The 21,726-nt window shown below is 62.0% G+C and carries 17 protein-coding genes and 1 pseudogene; 6 read left to right on the top strand and 12 right to left on the bottom strand.

All coding sequences use genetic code 11. The features are described 5' to 3' along the window. Positions 1-59: 59 nt before the first annotated feature. A complete protein-coding gene (locus BST12_RS17890) occupies positions 60-1,091 on the top strand; it encodes an alpha/beta hydrolase fold domain-containing protein (RefSeq protein WP_083114471.1) in 1,032 nt (343 codons plus the stop codon). Here the strand turns inward: BST12_RS17890 and BST12_RS17885 are convergent. Together BST12_RS17885 and BST12_RS17880 are read right to left on the bottom strand one after the other, a co-directional pair. Continuing rightward, the gene (locus BST12_RS17885) at positions 1,088-2,134 is read right to left on the bottom strand and encodes a TIGR03857 family LLM class F420-dependent oxidoreductase (RefSeq protein WP_083114499.1); all 1,047 of its coding nucleotides are present in this window, start codon (positions 2,132-2,134) and stop codon (positions 1,088-1,090) included. The two genes, BST12_RS17890 and BST12_RS17885, sit on opposite strands and share 4 nt — an antisense overlap. Positions 2,135-2,308: 174 nt before the next feature. Further along, positions 2,309-2,629, bottom strand: a pseudogene (locus BST12_RS17880) (alpha/beta hydrolase); the annotation flags it as partial. Positions 2,630-3,204: 575 nt separating this feature from the next. Here BST12_RS17880 and BST12_RS17875 point away from each other — a divergent pair. Further along, on the top strand, positions 3,205-4,824 hold the full coding sequence (locus BST12_RS17875; RefSeq protein WP_245850409.1) for an adenylate/guanylate cyclase domain-containing protein: 1,620 nt from the start codon (positions 3,205-3,207) through the stop codon (positions 4,822-4,824). 11 nt (positions 4,825-4,835) lie between these two features. Continuing rightward, positions 4,836-6,089, top strand: coding sequence for an EspA/EspE family type VII secretion system effector (locus BST12_RS17870; RefSeq protein ID WP_083114468.1), 1,254 nt, complete (start codon positions 4,836-4,838; stop codon positions 6,087-6,089). Positions 6,090-6,168: 79 nt separating this feature from the next. On the opposite strand, the gene BST12_RS17865 is transcribed toward BST12_RS17870, so the two are convergent. The 5 genes from BST12_RS17865 to BST12_RS17845 form a co-directional block, all read right to left on the bottom strand. Next, positions 6,169-7,149 (bottom strand): lipase family protein, encoded by a 981-nt coding sequence (locus BST12_RS17865; protein ID WP_245850408.1) that lies wholly within the window; start codon positions 7,147-7,149, stop codon positions 6,169-6,171. Positions 7,150-7,562: 413 nt separating this feature from the next. Then, positions 7,563-7,853: a WXG100 family type VII secretion target gene (locus BST12_RS17860; RefSeq protein WP_083114467.1), complete on the bottom strand. Its 291-nt coding sequence runs from the start codon at positions 7,851-7,853 to the stop codon at positions 7,563-7,565. A 34-nt stretch (positions 7,854-7,887) separates the two neighbouring features. Continuing rightward, a complete protein-coding gene (gene esxG / locus BST12_RS17855) occupies positions 7,888-8,181 on the bottom strand; it encodes a type VII secretion system protein EsxG (protein ID WP_083114466.1) in 294 nt (97 codons plus the stop codon). A 58-nt stretch (positions 8,182-8,239) separates the two neighbouring features. Beyond that, positions 8,240-9,565: a PPE family protein gene (locus BST12_RS17850; RefSeq protein ID WP_170062146.1), complete on the bottom strand. Its 1,326-nt coding sequence runs from the start codon at positions 9,563-9,565 to the stop codon at positions 8,240-8,242. 2 nt (positions 9,566-9,567) lie between these two features. Beyond that, positions 9,568-9,876, bottom strand: a complete 309-nt coding sequence (locus tag BST12_RS17845) for a PE family protein (protein WP_083114464.1) — start codon at positions 9,874-9,876, stop codon at positions 9,568-9,570. Positions 9,877-10,618: 742 nt separating this feature from the next. Between BST12_RS17845 and BST12_RS17840 the strand changes: the two genes are divergently transcribed. Next, entirely contained in the window at positions 10,619-11,887 is a 1,269-nt protein-coding gene (locus BST12_RS17840) for an Rv1453 family transcriptional regulator (protein ID WP_083114463.1), read from the top strand. Here BST12_RS17840 and BST12_RS17835 read toward each other — a convergent pair. From BST12_RS17835 to BST12_RS32875, 5 genes are all read right to left on the bottom strand, one after another. Further along, the gene (locus BST12_RS17835) at positions 11,821-13,338 is read right to left on the bottom strand and encodes an APC family permease (protein ID WP_308207411.1); all 1,518 of its coding nucleotides are present in this window, start codon (positions 13,336-13,338) and stop codon (positions 11,821-11,823) included. The two genes, BST12_RS17840 and BST12_RS17835, sit on opposite strands and share 67 nt — an antisense overlap. Positions 13,339-13,539: 201 nt before the next feature. Beyond that, on the bottom strand, positions 13,540-16,599 hold the full coding sequence (locus tag BST12_RS17830; protein WP_083114497.1) for an MMPL family transporter: 3,060 nt from the start codon (positions 16,597-16,599) through the stop codon (positions 13,540-13,542). Between the two features lie 288 nt (positions 16,600-16,887). Beyond that, on the bottom strand, positions 16,888-17,958 hold the full coding sequence (locus tag BST12_RS17825; RefSeq protein ID WP_083114461.1) for an alpha/beta hydrolase: 1,071 nt from the start codon (positions 17,956-17,958) through the stop codon (positions 16,888-16,890). Between the two features lie 427 nt (positions 17,959-18,385). Then, positions 18,386-19,636, bottom strand: coding sequence for a YcaO-like family protein (locus tag BST12_RS17820; protein ID WP_083114460.1), 1,251 nt, complete (start codon positions 19,634-19,636; stop codon positions 18,386-18,388). A gap of 101 nt (positions 19,637-19,737) precedes the next feature. Further along, the gene (locus tag BST12_RS32875) at positions 19,738-19,995 is read right to left on the bottom strand and encodes a hypothetical protein (RefSeq protein WP_211281295.1); all 258 of its coding nucleotides are present in this window, start codon (positions 19,993-19,995) and stop codon (positions 19,738-19,740) included. Between the two features lie 299 nt (positions 19,996-20,294). Here BST12_RS32875 and BST12_RS17815 point away from each other — a divergent pair, with 299 nt between their 5' ends. Together BST12_RS17815 and BST12_RS17810 are read left to right on the top strand one after the other, a co-directional pair. Further along, positions 20,295-21,101, top strand: a complete 807-nt coding sequence (locus tag BST12_RS17815) for an ABC transporter substrate-binding protein (protein WP_083114459.1) — start codon at positions 20,295-20,297, stop codon at positions 21,099-21,101. A gap of 240 nt (positions 21,102-21,341) precedes the next feature. Beyond that, on the top strand, positions 21,342-21,726 hold a 385-nt coding region (locus BST12_RS17810), incomplete at its 3' end, for an ABC transporter permease (RefSeq protein ID WP_245850404.1).

Raw genomic sequence — 21,726 nt, 5'->3', positions numbered from 1 at the left:
CGCTCTGGCCCTTCGTCACGTCCGGAGTCGCCTGGGCAGCGACGTAGGAAGTGTTGAGCATGACCGCAATGAGGCAGTTATCCAGCTCCCCCCGCAGATACGCGACGCGCAACTTCGCGGTGAATTTCGGCACCCACGTCGAGGTCGTCGAGTCCGGTCCCAGCATTGCCGCCCGGCTACTCACGGCCGCGTCGCGACTGATGGTCAGGCCGATTCTGACGGTGGGCAGCTACGCTCCCCTGCTGCCCTGGCCGTGGGGCCTCATCGACGCCGCGTCCCGAATCCGCCGGGTTCCCGCGGGCGCCGCCGAGGCCACGATCGCGTTGCCCAATGCCACCGCACAGTTGGTCCGCGCTCCCGGGGTGCTGCCGGCGGACGGCACCCGACGGGTGGTGCTCTTCCTGCATGGCGGCTCGTTCTTGTTCGGCGGGGCGAATTCGCATAGCCGAATGGTCAATGCGCTGTCGACATTCGCCGACTCGCCTCTTCTGGTGGTCAACTATCGGCTGATGCCCAAACACACGATCGGGATGGCCATCGACGATTGCCACGACGCCTACCAGTGGCTGCGGCTGCAGGGATATCAGCCGGACCAGGTCGTCCTGGCGGGGGATTCCGCCGGCGGCTATCTCGCGCTTGCGCTGGCACAGCGGCTGCGGAACATGGACGAAACACCGGCTGCGCTGGTGGCCATCTCCCCACTCATCCAGCTGGGACACACACCCAAGCAATCGCATCCCAACATGAAGACCGACGCGATATTCTCGGCCAAGTCGTTCGATGCCTTCGCGGCGCTGCTGGCCAGCGTGGCCGCCAAGCACCAAGTCGACGACTCACCCGAAGCGCCCTATGAGCCGCTCGACCATATCGAAGCCGGGCTGCCCAGGACACTAATCCACGTCTCGGGCTCCGAGGTGCTGCTGCACGACGCACAATTGGCCGCGGCCAAACTGGCTGCGGCCGGTGTGCCGACGGAGTTGCGGGTCTGGCCCGGTCAGATTCACGACTTTCAGGCCATCACGCCGATGGTGCCCGAGGCGACCCGCTCCTTGCGCCAGATCGGGGAGTACATCCGCGAGGCCACCGGCTAGCGTTGGCCGGCCCGGTAGGCGGCGACGACGGGTTCCAGCTCATCCGGGGTGGCGCCGTGCATGATCACCGCGTCCGCGCCCAAGTCGAATTCCTTGCGGATGCGGTCCACACATTGCCGGGCTGACCCGGTGGCCGAGGGTTCCAGCCATTCGTCGGGGATCAACGTCGCGATGTGCTCGATCTGCTCCGCGGTGGCCTTGTGATCGATCCCGCCGGCGACCGACGTCACCACTTGATCCGCGCGGAACCGTTGCAGCACAGCGGGATCCCAGTTGTTGGTTTTGACAAGTAGATCGCCGTACCCCTGCAGGTAAGTGGCCAGCCGGGCGACCGTCTTCTTCAGCCGCAGCTGCTCGGGAAGGTGGTCGCCGACCGTCGCAAAGCACGACCACACCCGCACGCTGTCCGGGTCTCGCCCCGCCTCCTCCGCCGCCGCCTTGACCGTTCTGACGCAGCGCTGCAAGGTTTCCGGGGTGAAGTAGGTGTGCAGTATGACGTCGTCGAACGCGCGGCCGCCGAGCTTCAACGTGTTGGGACCGAAGGCCACCAGCGCTAGGCGAATGTCTTCGTTGAAGTCGCGATCGAGAAACAGGATGGGGTACTTGCCCATTGGTCCGTCGTGGTTGAAGATCACCTCGCCGTGCCAGAGCCGGCGCATGACCTGCGCCCAGTCTTCCATCTGCGCGGTCGTCACTGCCGGGATGCCGAATGCGCCATAGATCGCGGCGATGCCACGGCCGATGCCGAGCGTGAACCGCCCGCCGGAGAGCCGGTGCATGGTGGTGGCCCAAGAACCGGTGATCAGCGGATGGCGTGTGTTGTGATTGGTCGCGGCGGTGGCGATCTGCATGGTGCTGGTGACGGCACACGCCGCCCCGACGAGCGAGGACGCTTCCTTGACATTCCAGCGCTCCGAGATGAACGCGGTGCCGAGACCCAGTTCCTCGCCGCGGCGCGCCTCGTCCATCAAGGTGGCCGGGCCCTCTCCCGCGGCACCGGCCAGTAGGTAGTAGCCCAACTCATCGAGCACGCGATCGCTAATCACTTCCAAACCCCTTGCTGATAGCCGCAGTTCCTATTCGTGCGCAGCTTCCGCGGCAACCATGCGCAGGAATCGCTCGGAGACCCGCTGGACGCGCCGGGGGACGACATGACCGACATGGCTGCCGTCATACCAGTACAGTTGCCCATCCCAGCGTTCTTGCAGCGCAATTGCCAGACCGCCGATGCGATGACGGCGTATCGCACGTATCCGCAACGGTGCCGGCTCCGTATGCGCGCCAGCGATGCCCAGCGCCGACAACTCCTCGCCCGCAGCGGTGCAGCCGTCGAGTGGCCGCAGCTCGGTTGGCAGGTTGGTGCCGAGTAGCGAAAAGCCGCTCAGCACAAGCTCGTCCAGCAAAACTTCACCGAACTGGCGGACGCCGCGCGCGGAGTGCGGCACCCACCCGGTCGACTGATTCACACCGGACACGGTTCGCGGCACGACCAATGCCACTTCGCGGGCGACATCCAGCGCGCGCGTCGTCGTCGACATGTCTATCACCGAGACCAACTTGATGCCGGCGTTGCGTTAGCCATATCGCTCCTTGTCGCAGCCTGGACAACCTCGGTCCGACTGCTGAAATCAATACTGTAACCCACCTAGTATCGCTCTGGCCAGGAGCCGCCCACCGCATCGACAACGATGGATAGCTCGCGCCAAAGACGGCACAGACGGCCGGCGATCCCGATGAACAACTAGGGCCACTGACGATGGGACACCGCGCGCGGAGGCGCCTTCTGTGACGGGTACCACGTAGGCGTACCCGTTATACCGGGGTAGGGTATAGACACACAGGGCCGGACCTATCGATTGTCCCGGCTCAATCCGCGCCATCAGCGTTCGAGTGCGACGCACCCGCTGAGATGCGTGAACAGATAAACAAAGGATATAGGAGCAATTCCAGGCATGAAGGCGGCGAATTACGCGACGTTGGTTTCGATCCGGCGACATCGCACCGTCAAGCCGAATTCGGCCCCGCCCCAGTCGCTCTCGTGGGATCCGGTGTACACAGTTTTGACAAAGCGGATCCCTCCCAGCACATCACCAGGAAGCCAAGGCTCATGAGGTTGCCTAGGTCGGTCCGCAAGGCCGTGGTGCCGTCAGACGATTTGCCCATCACGCGCCCGGTGCTCTTCGCATTCCTTACGATCACGAATCTGCTCGGCATCGGTTTGGTGCTGCTGTTTGTCACTGTGGCCATTCCGGCGCCCAATGTGTTTGCGCCGCGCGTCGCGTGGATCTCCGAGGAGGTCGCTCCAGTCTATGTCGTAGCGGCCATCGCGCTGGGCTGGTTGTGGATGACCAGACGTATTCTTGGCGGATTGCGTTGGAAGACAGGAGATCAGCCACTCACTGCGGCGGACCAACGTAACGCCTTCCTGGCGCCGTGGCGCTTGGCCCTGGTTCCGGTGATCTTGTGGATGATGGGCGCCTGTCTGTTCGCGGCGCTCTTCGGCAGCGTGAGCTATAGCTACGTCCCGAAATTGGTCTTCGGTATCAGCTTCAGCGGCATGATCTTGTCGGCCAGCTGTTACTTCTTCGCCGAGTTGATGCTTAGGCCCGCGGCAGCGGTGGCGCTTGAGGCGGGCCGGCCAACGCGGCGCTTCGCTCCCGGTGTGATGGGCCGATCCACGGTGTCCTGGTTGTTGGGTTCCGGAGGCCCGTTGATCGCAATCGTTGCGGCCGTGTTGTTTACGTTATCGCAAACCCAGATGACCGTCACCGAACAGGGCCTGATCGTGTTGCTGCTCGGAGTGGCGGCGTTCGTCTTCGGGTTGGTGTCGAACCTCATCGCCGCGTGGCTGACCGCGACATCGGTCCGGGTCGTCAGTTTGGCACTGCAACGGGTCGAAGCCGGCGACTTGGATTGCCGGCTCGAGGTTTTCGACGGCTCTGAGGTTGGCGAGCTGCAGCGTGGGTTCAACGCGATGGTAGAAGGACTGCGGCAACGGGAGCGCGTCCGCGACTTGTTCGGCCGGCATGTCGGACGCGACGTCGCCGCGGCTGCCGAACAGCAGCAGGCTGAACTCGGCGGCGAGGAACGCCATGTGGCAATACTTTTCGTCGACATCATCGGTTCCACCCGCTTGGTCACATCCAAACCGCCGGCCGAGGTTGTGGGTCTGCTCAACCGACTCTTCACTGCGATCGTCGAGGAGGTCAACAGCCGGCAAGGCCTGATAAACAAGTTCCAGGGCGACGGAACTCTGGTGGTTTTCGGGGCTCCGGTGCGGGCAGCTTCACCCGAATCCGACGCGCTGGAAACCGCACGGGCGATCGCACAACGGCTAGCCGCCGAGGTGCCCGAATGCCAGGTCGGCATCGGCGTAGCCGCCGGAACGGTATTGGCGGGCAACGTCGGTGCTTACGAACGGTTCGAATACACGGTCATCGGCGAGCCAGTCAACGTAGCTGCCCGGCTGTGCGAGCTGGCGAAAGCTGACCCGCACCACATCCTCGCGTCGGCCGAAGCGGTACAGGCAAGTGCTCCACGCGAGAGGCTCTTCTGGGAGGTGGCCAAGCAAGCAGTGCTGCGCGGCCTAGACCGACCCAGACAACTCGCCCGGCCGCGGGCAGCGACGCACGAGTGGCTGGCGACGTTGTCCCAGTCCAATGGCGAGATATGCCCGAATGACCAGCCGGCTTGCCTCTCACGCAGCAACAGACCACACCAGATATCGACGTAAGGAAGACGCCAATGGGGTCAGGGACCGAGCTCTGCGATAAAACCACCAACACCATTTCCGGGCTGTTGGCCTCCCTCGGCGGTGGGATACCAGATAGTGGCGATATCTTTGGCTCCAGCTCATCGCTGTTCAAGCAGATCAGCGACAAGATGGGTCTGGCCATTCCCGGCACCAACTGGATCGGCGATGCAGCTGACGCCTACCTGAAGCAGAACATCGGTCAGCAGCTGCGCACCAAGGCGCTTGGCGATATCGACCGCTTGACCGGGAATCTTGTCTCAAATCAGGCCAAGTACATCTCGGACACCCGCAAGGTCCTGTCTGCCATGCACAAGACGGTCAGCGCAGTCCGCAAGGCTTGCAAGAAGGCCGAGAAGATACCCATCGTTGGCAAGGCCGTGTCGCTGGCGCTCGCAGTACCAGCATGCGGGACCGCGATGTCTGTGGTCGGAGGCGCTCTGCTCTACCTGACGCTCATGACGATGCACAACACGACGAACCTCAAAGGGTTGCTCGGCCGGCTCCTCGAGATGACGATGACCCTACCGACATTCCCTGGCCTGCCCAGTCTTCCAATCCCGGGCTTACCGGAAATCTCCTGGCCACCCAAGCTGCCCGAGATACCCATCCCCGGTCTTCCGAATATCCCCGGACTGCCCGAATTCACCTGGCCGCCGGCTCCTGGTAGACCGGACTTCAACTTGCCGATCCCGGGCCTGCCGGAATTCCAGTGGCCGTCTATCCCGGGCCTTCCCGAGTTCAACTGGCCGACCTTCCCGTCGCCCATCCCGGGCTTCCCGAACCTGCCGGGCCTGCCGACCATTCCAGACTTCTTTCCCGGCCTGCCTGGTTTGGCGAACTTGCTTCCGGGGGTGGGCAACTTGGGCAAGTTGCCCACGTGGATTGATTTGGCGGTATTGCCTGATTTCCTAGGTGACTTCACCGGGCTACCGAGTCTGAATTTCAGCGAGCTGCTCGGCTTTGCTCAACTGCCCGCCGTGGGTGAGCTCACCGCAACCATGCAACAGCTGAGCCAACTCCCGTCGGCAAATGGTTTGCAGGGCAATATAACCGGCATGATCAGCGGGCAAACAAACCAGATCGTCTCGATGGCCCAGCAAGGCGGTCAACAGCGCGGCCCCATGGTCGACGACATCAGGAACTACGACGAAACTGGCGGCGCCGCCGGGACAGGCGGTGTCGAGCGGGCACCGGTCGATACCGAGGGCGACAAGGGCCGGGCGGAACGGCGAGTCCTCGACTAAATGGCCGCTAAGGCGGCCCGGTGAAGCGATATTGGGCACGAATTACGGTGCGCGGCCGGCACTCCCGCGGTGCGATCAATCAGGTTGCCGGCCTGCTGAGTTTTTCCAGCCCGGCCTGATAGGCATAGAGGCTATGGCGCCATAGCGGATCGATCGAACCGCCGCTGTCAACGCAAATTGGGTTGCCGACGTGTATGTATGGCCATGGGGGTACGTATGGCACAAGGTCGAGGAAGTTCACTACTCGAAAGCAGCTTTGGATGACATTGTTGAAGGCTTTGGCGAAGTCACCCATCCCGGCTGTCGGCCCGGCAAAGGTAGTGATACCGAGTTGAATCGGCTGCATATTCAGGAAGATATCGGGAGCAGCGAGCACCGCGAGGGCTGCGCCAAGACTGTGTCCGATGACCAGCAACCGGTCGCATCCTAGACAAGCGGCCGAAATGTTCTTGACCAGACTCTCGCGGACAAGCTGGTAGACCGTCTGGAAGCCAGAGTGTACCCACCCGAACTTGGGCAGCTCGACGTACGGCTCCGGGATTGCGCCGAGATCCGTTATTACGTCGTCAAAGGTAACCGTGCCACGAAATGCCACAAAGGCAGTTCGCGTAGTCGCGTTGCGCCCCATCATCCCGAATATTGAGGCGTTGAACGCAATTGCCGTTACTTCGGGATGACGCTCGGCCGTTTTGGAACCAGCGCCAACGTCGACTTTGATCACTGCTGTCTGAACGTATCCCGGCGGCAGGGGCACCGTATTGCAATCCGCTACCGCGTAGGCGGCCAGAGCCAGCGGAAGAGTCACCTCAAGAGCGAACTTGGGATCGAAACCCGATTCACGTTCTGGACCAACCGCGCTGGCCGTGCCGATGACCGGACCAGCCCACGGGGCGAGGACTCCAATACTGCCGGCCAAAGCCGCACCTGTCAGAAAATCCCGACGCGCCACTACTCCGGACGTTTTGCCGAACACTGCTGCCGCCTCTCTGTAATCCATTGGCAGACAAACGGTATCGAGATACACCATCGTCGCAGTCACCCGTTGCACGTCTGTCTCCATGCTGCAACCGCATCGATTCGTGATGAGACACATTCCGAATGCGGACCCGACACGTTTGAAACCCATTGCAGCGCAATAGGTACCGGCAATACTGGCAGGACGCCGGCGAGGCCGGCCTTTGGTGAGAATGAGCCTTCCAGCAGATCGGCGACTATACTTCAGTCAGACGGAACATCAAACGTGTTCCGCTATAACCACTCCCGCGTCTAGCACCCACGATGCTCATCGCTTTATGCCGACAGTTCGACAACTCCGGATTGCCGCCCCCGTCGACGCACACCCTGAGCCGGCACAACCGTACCAGAACGTCACCGGCCAAGCGCGCATGCCCCGGCGAGCTCAATTGCCGCAGAACCGCTGCGGATGTTCCCGCAGCGGTTCTCCGATAGGCCCCTGTCTGGTGACTAGCCTTGTCAGGCACCCCATTTCGCGGCTTCGGCCTGGTCACGAGCCATCATTGCCATGGTATTGGACTCGTGCGTGCTAGCCATCGAGTGGTAGGCCCGCACCAGGTCTTCCTGAGCCTGGTTCCATTGCGTCTGCCAGCCTTGATACGTCATACCGGTATCACCCTGCCAGGCGTTGGACAGGGCAGCCTGTTCGCTCGCGATATCGGCACCCAAGGTTTGCAACGTGCCGGCATAGCCCGACATGTTCCCGGCATGCGCCATCATCGCCGGATAGTTGTACATAATCTGCGACATCACAGGTCCTTTCGCTATTTGCTGCCGGGGAATCTCAGAAGCCGGTGTAGCTGGATGCGGCGGCCGCATCAGCAGCGACATAGGTTCCCGCTGCCTCGCCCAGGTTCGCTTGAGCGACATCCAACAGGCTATTGACCTTGGCCGCCGCCGCGACAAATCGGGCGTGCGCGCTCTGGAATGCCGCCGCGGCTTCTCCTTGGTGAAACGCCTGCGCCGACATCGCCGCCTGCTCAGCCTCACCGATGGTGTGGCGCATCAACCCGGCTTTGTCGGCAAATGCCGACTGCGAAGCGACCAATTGCGGAATGTGTGCATCCAATAAGCTCACAAGGACTCCCTTTCCAGTTTTGGAATGTTGGAATTTCGGTTTACGCAAGTGGCTACCGTCACGCCATTACGCTCACCAACTGCCTGTCGATCGTCGTTCCGATCACGTCCGCGTCCCAACTAGCTGGCAGCATCGGAACCCGCGGACCACTGCCAAACCCATCGGCGCCATCCAGTGTGGCTAGGCCCGCGGGCGCACCGACAGGTTTGTTGCCGATCGTTCCGGCGAACCCGAAGACGCCGGCACCCCTATCGGAGCCCAATGTCACCGCTGGAGTTGCCAACTGCGTTGCCGGCGAACACTTTTTATCGGCGGTAACTTGGAGACCTTCGCCCTTGTTCGGCGTCATTGACTTGCTGACGGGCGCCGTTGTCGTCTCGGCTGCCGTCTTCGGGGTGGTCGTCTCGCCGGCGTCCGCAAGTTCTTCGTCCCGGCGCGACTGAAAGTCGCCGCCCCCGGCCACGCCCAGCGGCACGGCGATCGGAACGGCGATCGCCGCGCCGATTCCGGCGGCCACGACCCCGCCCATGACGAGACCCGCTCCCACCACGCCCACCACTCCCGCTAGCGCCAAAACCAACACAATGTTGTCCAGCAGGACCGCCAGCAGCGTAATCAGTGCTTCCCCGAGAAAGTTGACTAGGACCCCAAGAGCCTCAAACAACAACGCGCCCAACGTGAACAATGCCTCAGCAAGCAGAATGACCGTCACGTACAGCACCTCGTACACGACCAGAGCCACCTCGTACAACGCACTGAGCACCTGCGAAAGCACGGCCAGTAGTGCCGCCAACCAGGATGGCGGGAAGGGCGGTATCGGTGGTATTCCGCCAGCCTCACCGATCCCGGCTTTAAGCAGTACCGGCGGCGGAGTGCTGCGCGGCGCCGACGACAGCGCTACCGCCGTCGCTGCCTCATAGACACTCATCGTGGTTGCGGCCTGGATCCACATCCGCACATAGTCGGCCTCGTTGAGCGCGATTGGGATGCTATTAATCCCAAAGAAGTTCGTCGCCGACAATACCGCGTGGATAGCATGATTGGCGGCCAACTCCGGTGGCGTCGGCATGGTCGCCAGCGCAGTGACATACGCCGCCGCGGTGGCCTCATGCGCGGCCGCCACGTGAGCGTATTCCGCGCTGGTCTTGGCCAGCCACGCAACAAAAGGCGCGTGCGCCCCGACATAGCTCTCGGCGCTCGGCCCCTGCCATGCCACGCTCTGCACCACATCGAGCTGCACTGTGAGATCCGCTGCAGCCGAGGCATATTGAGCGCTCAGCGCTGCCCACGAACCAGCGGCCGCCATTAGCGAACCCGGGCCAGGGCCGGCCAGCGCCGCGGCGTGGACCTCTGGGGGAATGCCCATCCAGAAGGTGACCGTCACCATCAACCTCCCGAGACGAGGTATGCCGACGCCGCAGCCGCGTCCCCGGCGAGATAGCTGACACCGCATTCACCGACACCAAGCCCAGCACGACCGAGTTCCTCGACGGCTTCCGCCGCGACAGCACCATGCTCTGCGCCCAGAGCGCTGAATCCGGCCGCACTGGCCAGTGATACCGGGTCGGCCGCCGGTGGAATCACCGCCGTGATCACCGGCATCGCGCTGGCGTGTGCACCCGCAAGTTGCGCGGTCAACGCTTCCACCGCCGCGCTGGCCGCGGCCAAACCTTCCGGAACGACTCGCAAAGTCACGCACTGCCTCCCTCGAGATCTGAACAGATACTCCAGCTGACCTTCGGCCAACAATGGGTTGAATGGTTGAAATATCCCGTGCAACAGAGATATCGAGGTACTGGCGATGCTGCACGGGAGCGGTCGGATCAATTCGATCAGTACCCGCTAGAACCGAGCGAGGGCCAAATCGGCCAAATCAATCCGGCAAGGCGAGGCAACATGCCCGCGCCACCAGCCCGCCGTGTGTCCGCGGTGCCAAACGTCACGCCGAATGCAATAGCTGAGACAAAGTGCAACACGATTACCAGCGGCACACCGGCACCAGATGAGCTGAAATTGCGCACTTCGGCAACGCCGTACAGCAAGATCACATTGGGTTTGTCCTACAAGTGGGGGACACCGTAGACCCCCATCCGTGGGAGTCAAAGTTCCTCTCCCCTGTTATACGCCATGGGGGTATACTCGATTACGTTGCGAATTGCTAAGCAGCCTCGCAGCCAAGAGGTTTCGCCCGACTGCCATGAATTCTCGACGAAGGTCCGACGGTGAGGGCAGCGTCGAAGTGGCATCGGGCGTTGATCTCAGCGGGGGCCCGGCACCCGACACTGACGGGCCCCCGCTGACCCCAACAAGTGACGCATCCGGGGAACGACGGAATGTGGCGCACGCTTGAATCCAGTTGCGTGCGCACACCGGGCATTTCGAACCGTGCCGCACGGGGGCGACCCGACTGGCTCCCCAAGCAAGATAGGAGCGATAGATGTACCAGCTCACCCAAGACCGCATCGCCGACCTATCGACGTCGCTGGAAGGGCCGTCCGCACGCACTCGAGAGCTGATTCGCGAAGGCGCCCGAATCGCGCTCAATCCCCGGCAAGAGTGGCTCGATCATCTCGACCGCGCCACAGTGGGCAAGGACGCGACAATCGCCGACGATCCCGTCCTCGCTGAGGCGGTTCGTCGCGCCAGCCGCGCCAACCTGCTGCACTGGGCGGCGGCCAATGTGCGCGAACCCGGTGCACCGGTGCCGGCTAATCTCGGCCCCGAGCCGCTAGCTCTGGCGAGGGATCTGGTGCGCCGCGGCCTGGATTCGATCGCGCTGGAGCTCTACCGCATCGGCCAGGACGTCGCCTGGCAGTATTGGATCGAAATCGCTTTCGAGCTCTGCGCCGATCCAGCCGAGCTGCGCGAACTGCTCGTCGTTTCGTCCCGTTCCATCAGCCAATTCATCGGCGCGACGCTGGCCGGCATTGCCGCACAGGTGAAACTGGAACACCACGAGTTGGCACGTGGCACTCATGCTGCGCGGCGCGAGATCGCGGAGCTGATCCTCAAGGGCGCACCCATTGGTCAAGATCGGGCCGAGGCACGACTGGGCTACTCCTTGGACCGACCCCACACGGCCGCCATCCTGTGGAGCGATGACTTCGAGGGCGACCACATCTACCTCGACCGCGCCGCCGACGCATTCAGTCAGGCCGTTGGATCGACATCCCGCGTCACTGTGGCCGCTACCGCGGCCACCCGTTGGGTATGGGTAGCCGATGCCACCGACCTGCGCGCCGACACCATCTCGCGGGCGCTGAAGTGCGCGCCCGGTGCGCGCATCGCCATCGGGCCCACGGCGCACGGAATCGAGGGCTTCCGGCGCAGCCATCTCGATGCACTAGTCACCCAACGCATGGTGACACGACTCCAATCGGGACAGCGGGTAGCTTTCTTCAACGACATTCAGTTGGTGGATCTGATCACCCAAAACACCGACAGTGCAGACAGATTCATCAAGAGCACGCTCGGAGACTTCGAGTCAGCCAGCCCGGAACTGCGCGCAACGCTGTTGGCATACATCGACCAACAATGCAACGTATCCCGTACCGCCAAACTTCTTTTCAGCCACCGCAATACGCTATTGCGCCGACTCGAGTCCGCTGAACGGATGCTCCCTCGTCCGCTCTCACAGAACTACATCCGGGTAGCCGTTGCACTCGAAGCGCTACAGTGGCGCGGCAATCGCCGCGACCCGGCATGATCATCGGCTGTCCAGCGGGCCGGCCCGCCGCCGAGGTCATAACCGCGCCGCCGACGACGGATGGTCCGGTAATAGTACAGATACGCCATAGCGGGTACGACTCCGAAGGTGGCGACGATCAAGGTAATCGAGAAGTAGTTGGCGCTGCCCTGCGGCGTCAAGAGGACGGTCCGGTAATCGAAGGACACGAACAGCGCAATCGAGATCACGACCGCGGTTATGGGTAACACCATATCGGTGTAGGGGTTTCGTTTCGCTGCGGCGCGGTCTGCGGTTCGGTTGCGCGCCAGGGCGATGAGTGCGATTGGGACGACGATGAATTGGATGAATCGGGCGATCACGGCTAAACCGGTCAGGTTCACGCTGTCGAACCGAAGCGCCAGCGGGAAGGCGAGCGCCAACCCCGCAGTGATTCCGAAGGCGACCGTGGGAACTCCGAACCGGTTTTTCCTCGACAAGCGGCTCGGCAGCGTCCCGGAATCCGAAAGCGCGGTCCAGAGCCTGGGCGCCCCGAACGACGCGGCCACGTTAATACCGAACATCGACACCAGGGCTCCTAGGACGACGATCGTTCGGAACGCATCGTTTCCGATGGCCGCGGCCAGTCTTACCGTGTCGTTGGAGTCGACGACTCTGTTGGACCCCAGCACCATCGCCACGACCACCGCGAGAACGTAGACAGCACCGACTACCACGATCGTTAGCGGTATGGCTCTGGGCAGGGTTCGATCCGGCTGGTCCATCTCTTCGGCGGCATTGGCGATCGATTCGAAACCAGTGAAGGCATACAAGGCGACGATCGTGGCCAGGATCAGCCCTGCCGCAGCACCGTGCCCGAGCTCGATATACCCAAACAATGCGTACGGCACAGGATGGTAGATGCCCCCCGAACCCGACACACCGTAATTGTTGACGTGCGTGGTGACAACGATCCAAACCCCACCAACGATGAAGACCAATAGCGCGAACACCTTTGCCACTGTTGACGTTCCGTTGGCCCACTTGATTGCCCGGTTGCCGAACATGTTGATGGCCAACAGCACTGCGACGAAGATGAGAAACGTCAACGTCTTCACACTGAAGATCTCGGTATCTTGTGCCCAAGCTTGCTGGGGAAAAGCCGTTGCCAGCAGCGTCGAGACAAACAACGACGCCAGCACTCCCCACGCGATGGCTGCCACGATCGCATGCGTGACACCGACATATATGCCGATCCGCTGGCCGAAAGCGGCGCTGGTGTAGGCATAGGATGCGCCATTGGTTTTGACGTATCGAGCTGCCGTCGCGAACACCATCGCCATGACACCCGCGAAGGCGCCGGCCAAGATGTAGGCAATGGGCGCCAATGGTCCAGCGAGCTTGACCACTGCGCCGGGAGTCAGGAAGATGCCAGCGCCAAGTATCGAATTGACCCCGAGCATCGTGACGCTCCAGAAACCGAGCTTGCTAATGGGACGAGCTCCTTTCCACGTATCGCCAAGCCCCACCGACACCCCCGCCTAAGCAATACTTTCAGCGCAAGTAAGCACCACCCGGACACCAATCACCAGCGTTAAAGGCAACCAAAGCTCATAAGAATCTGAGACAGACTGTCCCGCCAGCAGCTCCTCGAACCGCAGCTTCCACCCGAAAGGACCCACGCCACCACAGAGCTATTGGCTCTCGCCCTGCGGGCTGACACCTGATTCCGCGGAGGTCGACAGCGCGGTGCTGGGCCACCAAATCCGGTTGCCTATGATCGCCATTGCCGCGGGGACCAGGATGTTGCGGACGATGGTGATGTCGATCAATAGCCCTGCGCCGATGGTGAATCCGATTTGCAACAGCTGCACGACGCTGCCACTCATGAGTGCGAACATCGTGAGCGCGAAGACCAATCCTGCGGTGGTGATGACGCTACCGGTCTTGCCGAACCCGCGAATGATGCCTCTTACCATGCCATCTCGGGATTCGTCGCGGATGCGGGAAGCGAATAGCATGCTGTAGTCCGCACATACCGCGATCAACGCCATGAAGGCCACCGGCAGCACGGAGAACTCCAGGTCGATGCCGATGATGTGTTGCCATACCAGCACACTCAGACCAGCCGCCGCGGCAAACGACAGGCAAACCATTGCCACCAGCAGGACCGGAGCCAGCACGCTGCGCAGCAGGATCATCAGGACCAACAGCACACCCAGTATCGCGGCGAATCCAAATAGGGCGAAGTCGCGACGCATTTGGTCGCCCATGTCGTCCAGGATCGAAGCGATACCCGTCGTCTCAAATCGCGCATCGCGTAGATCTGTTCCGGCGGCGGCACGTTGTGCGGTAGCGGCCAGCTGCCGTGCGGTATCTCGGGCTTCGGCGTCATACGGATTGGCCTTCCACACCACGACCATCCGTGCGGTCTTACCATCGCGCGAGAACAGCAGTTGTTCTCCGGCCTTGAAAGTCGGATCGGAAAAGCCTTGTGGGGGCAGGTAGAAGCCGCGCCCAGCCCCGGTCGAGGTGTGGGTGCTCAGACCATCGAGGTAACTGGAAGCCTGCTGCAGGCCCTGGTCCAGGCGACCGGTCATGTCGACGACCATGTCGACGCCCGTCTTGACTTGGCTAAGGCCAGTGACCAGCTGCGACATTCCTCCCGATAGTTTTTCGGCGCCCTGGGCGAGCTGATTCAGTTTCTCGCTGAGCTGCGCCTGCGGTTGGCCACCTACTTGGGCAGTCAAAGACTGCAGTTGTTCGAGCAGGATTTTGAGCGACGGCAGCGAGGCGCGGACCCGGTCGATGGCATCCTGCGGCACCGCCGCAGTGGCATGCAGAATGCCAAGTGCCCGGCTCACCGCTCCGTTGGTGATTTCGTCTAAGTCAGCCAGATCGCCCCGGCCGCGCATGCACAGCGGATTGCCCAAGCATTCAGCGGTTACCTCCGGCGCCAGCATGGGGCCCAGCGTCGCATTCGCCGTACCGATGGCCGCCGCAGCGAGATCGTTGTTGCTTAAGGCATCGAGAACACGGTCGACCAGACGCAGCGAAGAGGTCAAATCGGCGATGGCTACCGGCACCGTGCTACGCCCATCGGTGACCGTGGCCAAAGCAGAGCTGGCGGCGCCATAGCTGCTCAACATCTTGTGCGCCAGCAGCACCACCTCCTGGACTCCGGAAACAAGCTGAGGTAATTGCGAATTCGCCGCCTGCGCGCCGTTGAGCAATTGAGTTGCGCCTAGACCCAGCCGCGTCAGATCCGGGGTGGACTCACCGATGCGCCGGGACGCATCACCGAGGCGATCACCCACGACGCCGGCTTGGTAGCCGACGGCGGTCTGCTCTGCCGGCTTGCCGAACGGACGGGTGATGGACCGCACGGATGCCACATCGGGAAGCCGGGCCACACTTGCGGCGATGACCTCCAGCGCGGCCAGGTCGTCTGTGTTGCGCATATCGTGGTCCGACCTGATGATCAGATATTCCGGCGCGGCTTCGTTCAAACCCCAGTGCGCAAGCACCTTTTCATGGCCGACACTGCTCTCGGTACGGCGCAGCTGCATCGAATTCTCGTCGAAGTTGATCTTGAGCGTCGTCAGCATCAGAGCCAGCGCCAGCAGCACCACCAGCGACACGGCGGTCAAAGCTCCTGAGCGCCGGATGATTTTGGCTCCGAGGCGACGCCATCGCATCTCGTTGAGCTGACGGGGCTCACCGTAGCCCCGCCGCCCCGCAATCGAGAGCAGTGCGTACGGCAGCGTCACAGATACCGCCAGGGTGATCGCGACGGCGATGGCCACCGGCGGTCCCACCGCGCGGAACATGCCGATCTTGGTGAGCATCATCGCCGAGAAGGCGACCGCGATCGTCACCGCAGACGCGATCAGAACGCCCGAAATACGCTGCCCCGCACGGGCAAGTGCCTCCGGCACGGCGAGACCTTCGCGGCGTCCTTCGTGATAGCTGGCGAGGATGAAAATCGCATAGTCCGTTCCCACTCCCAGCACCATCGCCGTCATGAGCGCGATCGTGAAATTGGATACCGTCATCACTTCGGTCATGCCGAGCAACGAAACGACGCAACGGGCCACCCCCAGCGAAACGCCCACCGTGACCAACGGGATCATGGCCAGCACAACCGACCGGTACACCAACAGCAAGAGCCCCGCGATCAGCACCACCGATACCGCGGTAATGACAAGGAGTGAGCGGTCTATCGCGCCGAAAAGATCTGCCAGTGTCGGCGCGAAACCGCTGTAGTAGACGTGCAGGCCCGTTGGTTTCGGCAGCGACTCGATCAACCGGCGGATATCGACGACATTCTTGCGTGCCTCCGACGATCCGATCTGGCCCGCACCCGCCACGACCACGTTGACCGCCTTACCGTCGGGACTGACGGCAATGTTGCGCAACTTGTCGTTGGAAAACGTGTCGAGAACGTATGCCACATCGGCCTTGTCGGCTCGCAACGCCTCGATGAGCCGGCCCGTAAACGCTTTGTCGGCATCATTGAGCCCGGCCTCGTCGACAACAACCACACTGCCCACCGCAGAGGATGCCGGCACGCCGAAATCTGCCGACATCTGCCGAAGCGTTTGTGCCGCCGGCAGATGTGCCGGCATGAACGGCGAGGAATCCTCGCCTACCGTCACCTCCAGCTGCGGCACGGAGACATTGAGCACGCCCAGCAAAAGGACCCAACCGGCAACTACCAGCCAGGCATGCTTGGCCACGAAGCCGGCGATCATCGAGAACAGTTTGCTTTCACCATGTTTGGCCGGCGAAGCGAGCGCTCGCAGGCAGCGCCGCACTACGCCGGCGCGCCGTTGCCAGCGCGGCTCAACGCGAAGCATGGCAATATCTCCGGGCACAGTGGTGGCCAAAACCCGTTAAACCGTCGGGAATAACCGCGGAAGCGCTATTGAGCTCGACACTGCCTCTCGTATCGGCGATGGACAGTCGATGTGTTAGGGGTGAAGTAGACATCCTTGAACCTTGTTGTGTACCTGGGTTATTAGTCGAGTGCGCTCATGCGCTCATGCGCTCGTGGCGCGTCGAATGTACTGCCCTATCTGACGTAATGAGCGAGTAGCTTCGGGCACCAGCGGGGCCGCCAGCTGGAAGACATGAACCTGGCCGGGCCACACCCGCACCTCGGTACGTATGCCGGCCGCCGCAAGCTTGCTCGCGGCCAACTGAGCGTCACAGAGCAGGACCTCCGAGCCAGACACGTGCACAAGCATTGGCGGCAAACCCGATTCGATCTGATCCAGCGGCTCGTAGACTTCTTCGCGCCGGCCATCGGTGCGGCGCTTGGTAGCAGCCTCGGTCACCCACTCCTCCAGCGCATCGAATGCCTTCGCTGGAAAGACCGCATCTGTCTCGATGTTGGGGTGCGACTGCTTCGGGCCCTTGGCCAGCTGCAATAGCGGAGAGATGGCCACTAGCGCCGCGGGCCTCTCACCGCTATCCCGTAACCGCTGGGCCAGGGTGAGCGCGAGATAACCACCCGCCGAATCCCCGGCCACTACGATTTGGTCCGGTTCATACCCGTGGGCTCGCAACCACTGGTAAGCGTCGTGACAATCATCAACGGCCATGCCGATCGAATGCTTTGGGATCTTGCGGTAATTGACCACCAGCACTGGTGCGCCGGCGAACGCCGAGAGCGCTATGGCGATTCTTCTGTGCGTGTTCGTCCCGCACGCCAGAAAGGCGCCACCGTGTAGGTAGAGCACCGCCCGCTGGTCCCCCTCGGCGGACGAAACCCCGGTTGCGCAAACCATTTCTGCGGTCGTGTTCGGCAAAGATATCGGGGTGCGCTCGGCTCCTCGGCCAACAGGCAGCAAGCCGCACGCGACGTCCAGCAGACTCCATGGCAGGGGTAGCCGCGGAAAGTGACCGACCATCGCCACCAGTGGCCTGAGCGCCATCCGCGAGGTCAAAGCCACCAACTGTCCGGCAATACTCGGCCCTGTCTCGACAATCTCGACAAAGTCCCCCTCGCTGGACACAGGTCCGCACGCCTCCAATGCGTGTGTGAGCGAAATCCCACTGGGACATGCAACCTCAGCGGCCGCGCTCGACGTGTAAGTGAATGCGGTCATGGCAGGTGCAATTCACGTCGATCGGTGATTAGTTTGATCGATTCGCAGATCAACAGCATCAGGACACACACCTAACCATTGACAATGGAAGCGGGAACGTACGTCGGCATCGACGCGAGGGAAATGGCCGCGACAGCGGCTCTGAACTGAGTCTACCGAAATTACGACTTGATTAATGACGTGGCGAGTGTAAGTTAACTGCGACGTTTCCTGTGGTTATCTGTGTACATTCGAGTCGTCACTCGGCAGAGCCTATCCGCCTGTACACGATATTTACGCGGCAAGCGATAGCAATGCACAAGTGTACATCGATTTTTGGCAGCCGAACTTTCGAGACCGAAAAAAATTGAGCAGGCCGACGGCAGGCGCTCGAAACATCGAGCTGCTGGTACCGCAAGGCGCCGGTGTTGACGTGCATAGCCGCGGGCTATGCACGCCCATCCTGCGGTTCGCGCAGTGGTGGCAGCACGGACGCCAGCAATCCGGGCGCAATGACTTTCACGACGGGAATGCAAGCATCGGCGAAATTGCAAGCGGCGGCAATGGGTTCAGTACCGGTTTCTGTTGCTACGGCGGTCGCCGCAGAACTAAGGAGATCTAGCAGCGAATCCTGCGTTGGAACATCCCAGGATATCGGCCACGCCTGAGGCAGTTGCCACCGTGTGGGGCACAGCGGCGCGTAGGTGTGCAGTTTGGCGAATCGGTGATATATGAGAGGCGGCAAATCTTCACGGGCTCCGCTGATGGCGGTCAGGCGCGATTGTGCCGCTTCGGTGATAGCCCTGGATAACGCGACATTTGGGTCGTGATGCAATCCGCTTCCGCTAAACGACACTTCCGTCATCGGTGAAATGAGGTCGACGGCGAAGCAGTAAAACCCGTTCCAGTTGTCGATGCGGGTAATTCGGATTTGGCTGCCGCTTCGAACAATCGTCTCGGCCAGCTCGGCGCAGGATGAGCTTTCGATATCTTCGAGCGGCACCTGGAACATCGTGAGGCCCGGCTCACCGGCGGCCAGACTGTGCCGCTCCATGATCTCGTAAAGCCCGTGCAGCGCGGCCTCGTAATAGCTGTTACCGGAGGCCAACCCGGTTGAGTCCGCCGAGAACATCGGCGGATCCCATGCGTCTTTCACCGCCAAATTCATGACGACGGCTTGGTGCGGCGCCCAGGTTCGGCGTCCCGTCAGCATGGTGGTAGCGGTCATCCAGTCGAGCTTGACGGCCGGGTGGTACAGGCTGTCTTGGGGTCGGCGCAACAGCGCCGGGTCGTACGTGAGACCGGGTAGCAAATCCGAGGCGCGCACCGACCACAGTTCGGGGCTCACATTTTCGGCGTGCCAGTTTTCCAGCGATTCCATTACCGCCGACACTTGGGCGGCACAGTGGGTGACGCCCTTACCCTGGCTTACGGACAATGTCATGGAGCCGGGTCGAACCGCCTGAACCGTGGGGATACCGATATCGTCCAGCCAGGTCAAGTCGGCGACGCGAGTGATTCCGGCCAGGTCGAGCACGGGTTGTACTGCGCGCCATGTCATTTCGGGCGAAATAATGCGGTGCGTGCCAGTGCGGTAGTCGATTGTCGCAGGGTTGGCCGCACCCAGGTCGCGGTTGGGCCAGTGCGACCAATCCGGGCCGGACAACATACCGGTACTGAGGCCGCACGTTTCGGGCATTCATCACCTTCGTCATTACATATTGCGTCTGCCAGCCGCTGCCGACGGGAATATCGCATCCTCGCCTAACCACATTCCCGCCAGCAGATGGCAGGAACCATTCACTCAGGAAGATTGTCACAAACAAACATCGCCGACACGACCAGCGCGTACGTCGATTCGCTTTCGGTAAACAGCATTTCGTGGCTCATGACCTCACCCCCTTTCCTCCCATTGCCGGTATATGTGACGGGCAGCCTAAAACGACGTGACACCTTTTGCGGGTCTGCATCGATCGCGAAATTTGCGGAATCGCAGTGCACAACGGCTGGTGCGGCGGCCGAACCAACCCCTGCCCCGCTCGTTTGAAGCAGCTGCAATGAGCGCCCCTATCAGCAGGTCTTGGTGTGTAGGCAAAGAACCGCACCTTTCTCGACGTGGCCCCAGAAGAAGCAAAGCAGCACCTATCGGTGACTGCTAGGTCAAATCGGCCCAGACTGCGGTGCAAAACGGGCAGAAATGTACACCGCAGCGCCCGTCACATCGCCGCATGGATAAAGCCGCCCACCGCGGACATAAACCGGGAACGTTCACTGCGTCCGGCCGTACTCACTTGCCAACATGGTTTACAACGGCTATTTAGAATGTCGCAGCACTTCGAATGCGGACAGGAAATCCGATGGCACTGAGCAGGCGGCGCTTCATGGTGAAGGGGGTCGGAGTCGTGGCGACGACAGCGTTCGGTGCGACGGCGTGCCAGTCGCCAAATGCGCAGACCCTGCGGGTCGGTGCGGCATTTCCCGATCCGCCGTTCAACGGGATGCCCGGGGGCGGCGGTATCGATGTCGATCTGATGGCCGAGATCGCGAAAGCCGTTGACATGCAAGCAAAATTCATCTCCTATACCGGCACCGATTTCAACGGAATCTTCGACGCGCTCAACGGCGGTGAGTATGACTGCGTCGCCGCGGGGACCACGGTGACACCCGAACGCGAGAAGCAGGTGGCGTTCGCCGCGCCGTATCTGGTGTCCGGCCAATCGCTGGCCGTTGATACGGCTCGGCTGCCATACGTTAAGTGCATCGACGATCTGGACGGGCTCACTGTCGGCGTGCAGCAGGGCAATACCAGCCAGCCGATAGCCAATCGGCTTGTCGCTGCGGGCAAGGCCGCGCGTGTCCGCGTCTACGACTATGGCTCCATCCGTAGCGCGCTGAAGGATCTCACCACCGGCGCCTGCGACGTGTTCATGAAATTGGCACCGGTGCTCACGGAGCTGGTCAAGCAGGTGCCCGGGGTGGATGTAGTCCAGAGGACAGGCATCTCGGTTGAGAAGATCGCGATCGCGGTGCCCAACGCAGACCCGGATCGACTCGAACGGATCAACACTGCGCAGTCCGCTCTCGAGCAAGACGGGACCATGGAACGGATACGGTTGAAATGGCTCGGCAATCCCAATCTTGATCAGAGCCAGGCCGAGCACTGACCGCCCACGCGGGTGCGACGCGAACATTTTGCCTACATGGTGTGCGGCCGGGGTCGGGCCGGCCAACGATTTATCGCATCTGGTCACCATGATGGGGCAGATTGGCCCTTCACCGCCGCACGATTGTTCACGATTGTATCTGGGTGCGTATTGCTCTGCTTCACAACATGTTTCCGGCCCCGGGCTGAGGAGGCCATGGCGCTGCCGCACAACATGCCCAGTACTCGTCGAGTTGGGTCCTTGCGCGCTGTCCTGCCGAAGGTTTGGCGGCCGGTCGACAATTTCGGTGAGCAGGCACTGTTCTTCGGTGAAACTGTGCGCTACGTCCCCAACGCAATCACGCGGTACCGCAAGGAGACTGTTCGGCTCATCGCCGAGATGACCCTGGGCTCGGGGACGCTGGTGATGATCGGCGGCTCCGTCGGGGTTGTGGCATTGCTGACCCTGGCCGGGGGCGGCATCCTTGCGGTGCAAGGCTATTCGTCGCTGGGCAACGTCGGCGTCCAGGCCCTGACCGGCTTCCTGTCGGCATTCCTCAACGTCCGGGTGATCGCGCCGGTGAACGCGGGCATCGCGCTGGCGGCCACCATCGGCGCCGGTGCCACCGCGCAACTGGGCGCCATGC

The organism is Mycobacterium angelicum (genome assembly GCF_002086155.1).
In the GTDB taxonomy this organism is placed as follows: domain Bacteria; phylum Actinomycetota; class Actinomycetes; order Mycobacteriales; family Mycobacteriaceae; genus Mycobacterium; species Mycobacterium angelicum.
This window is presented reverse-complemented; position numbering and strand designations above follow the sequence as displayed.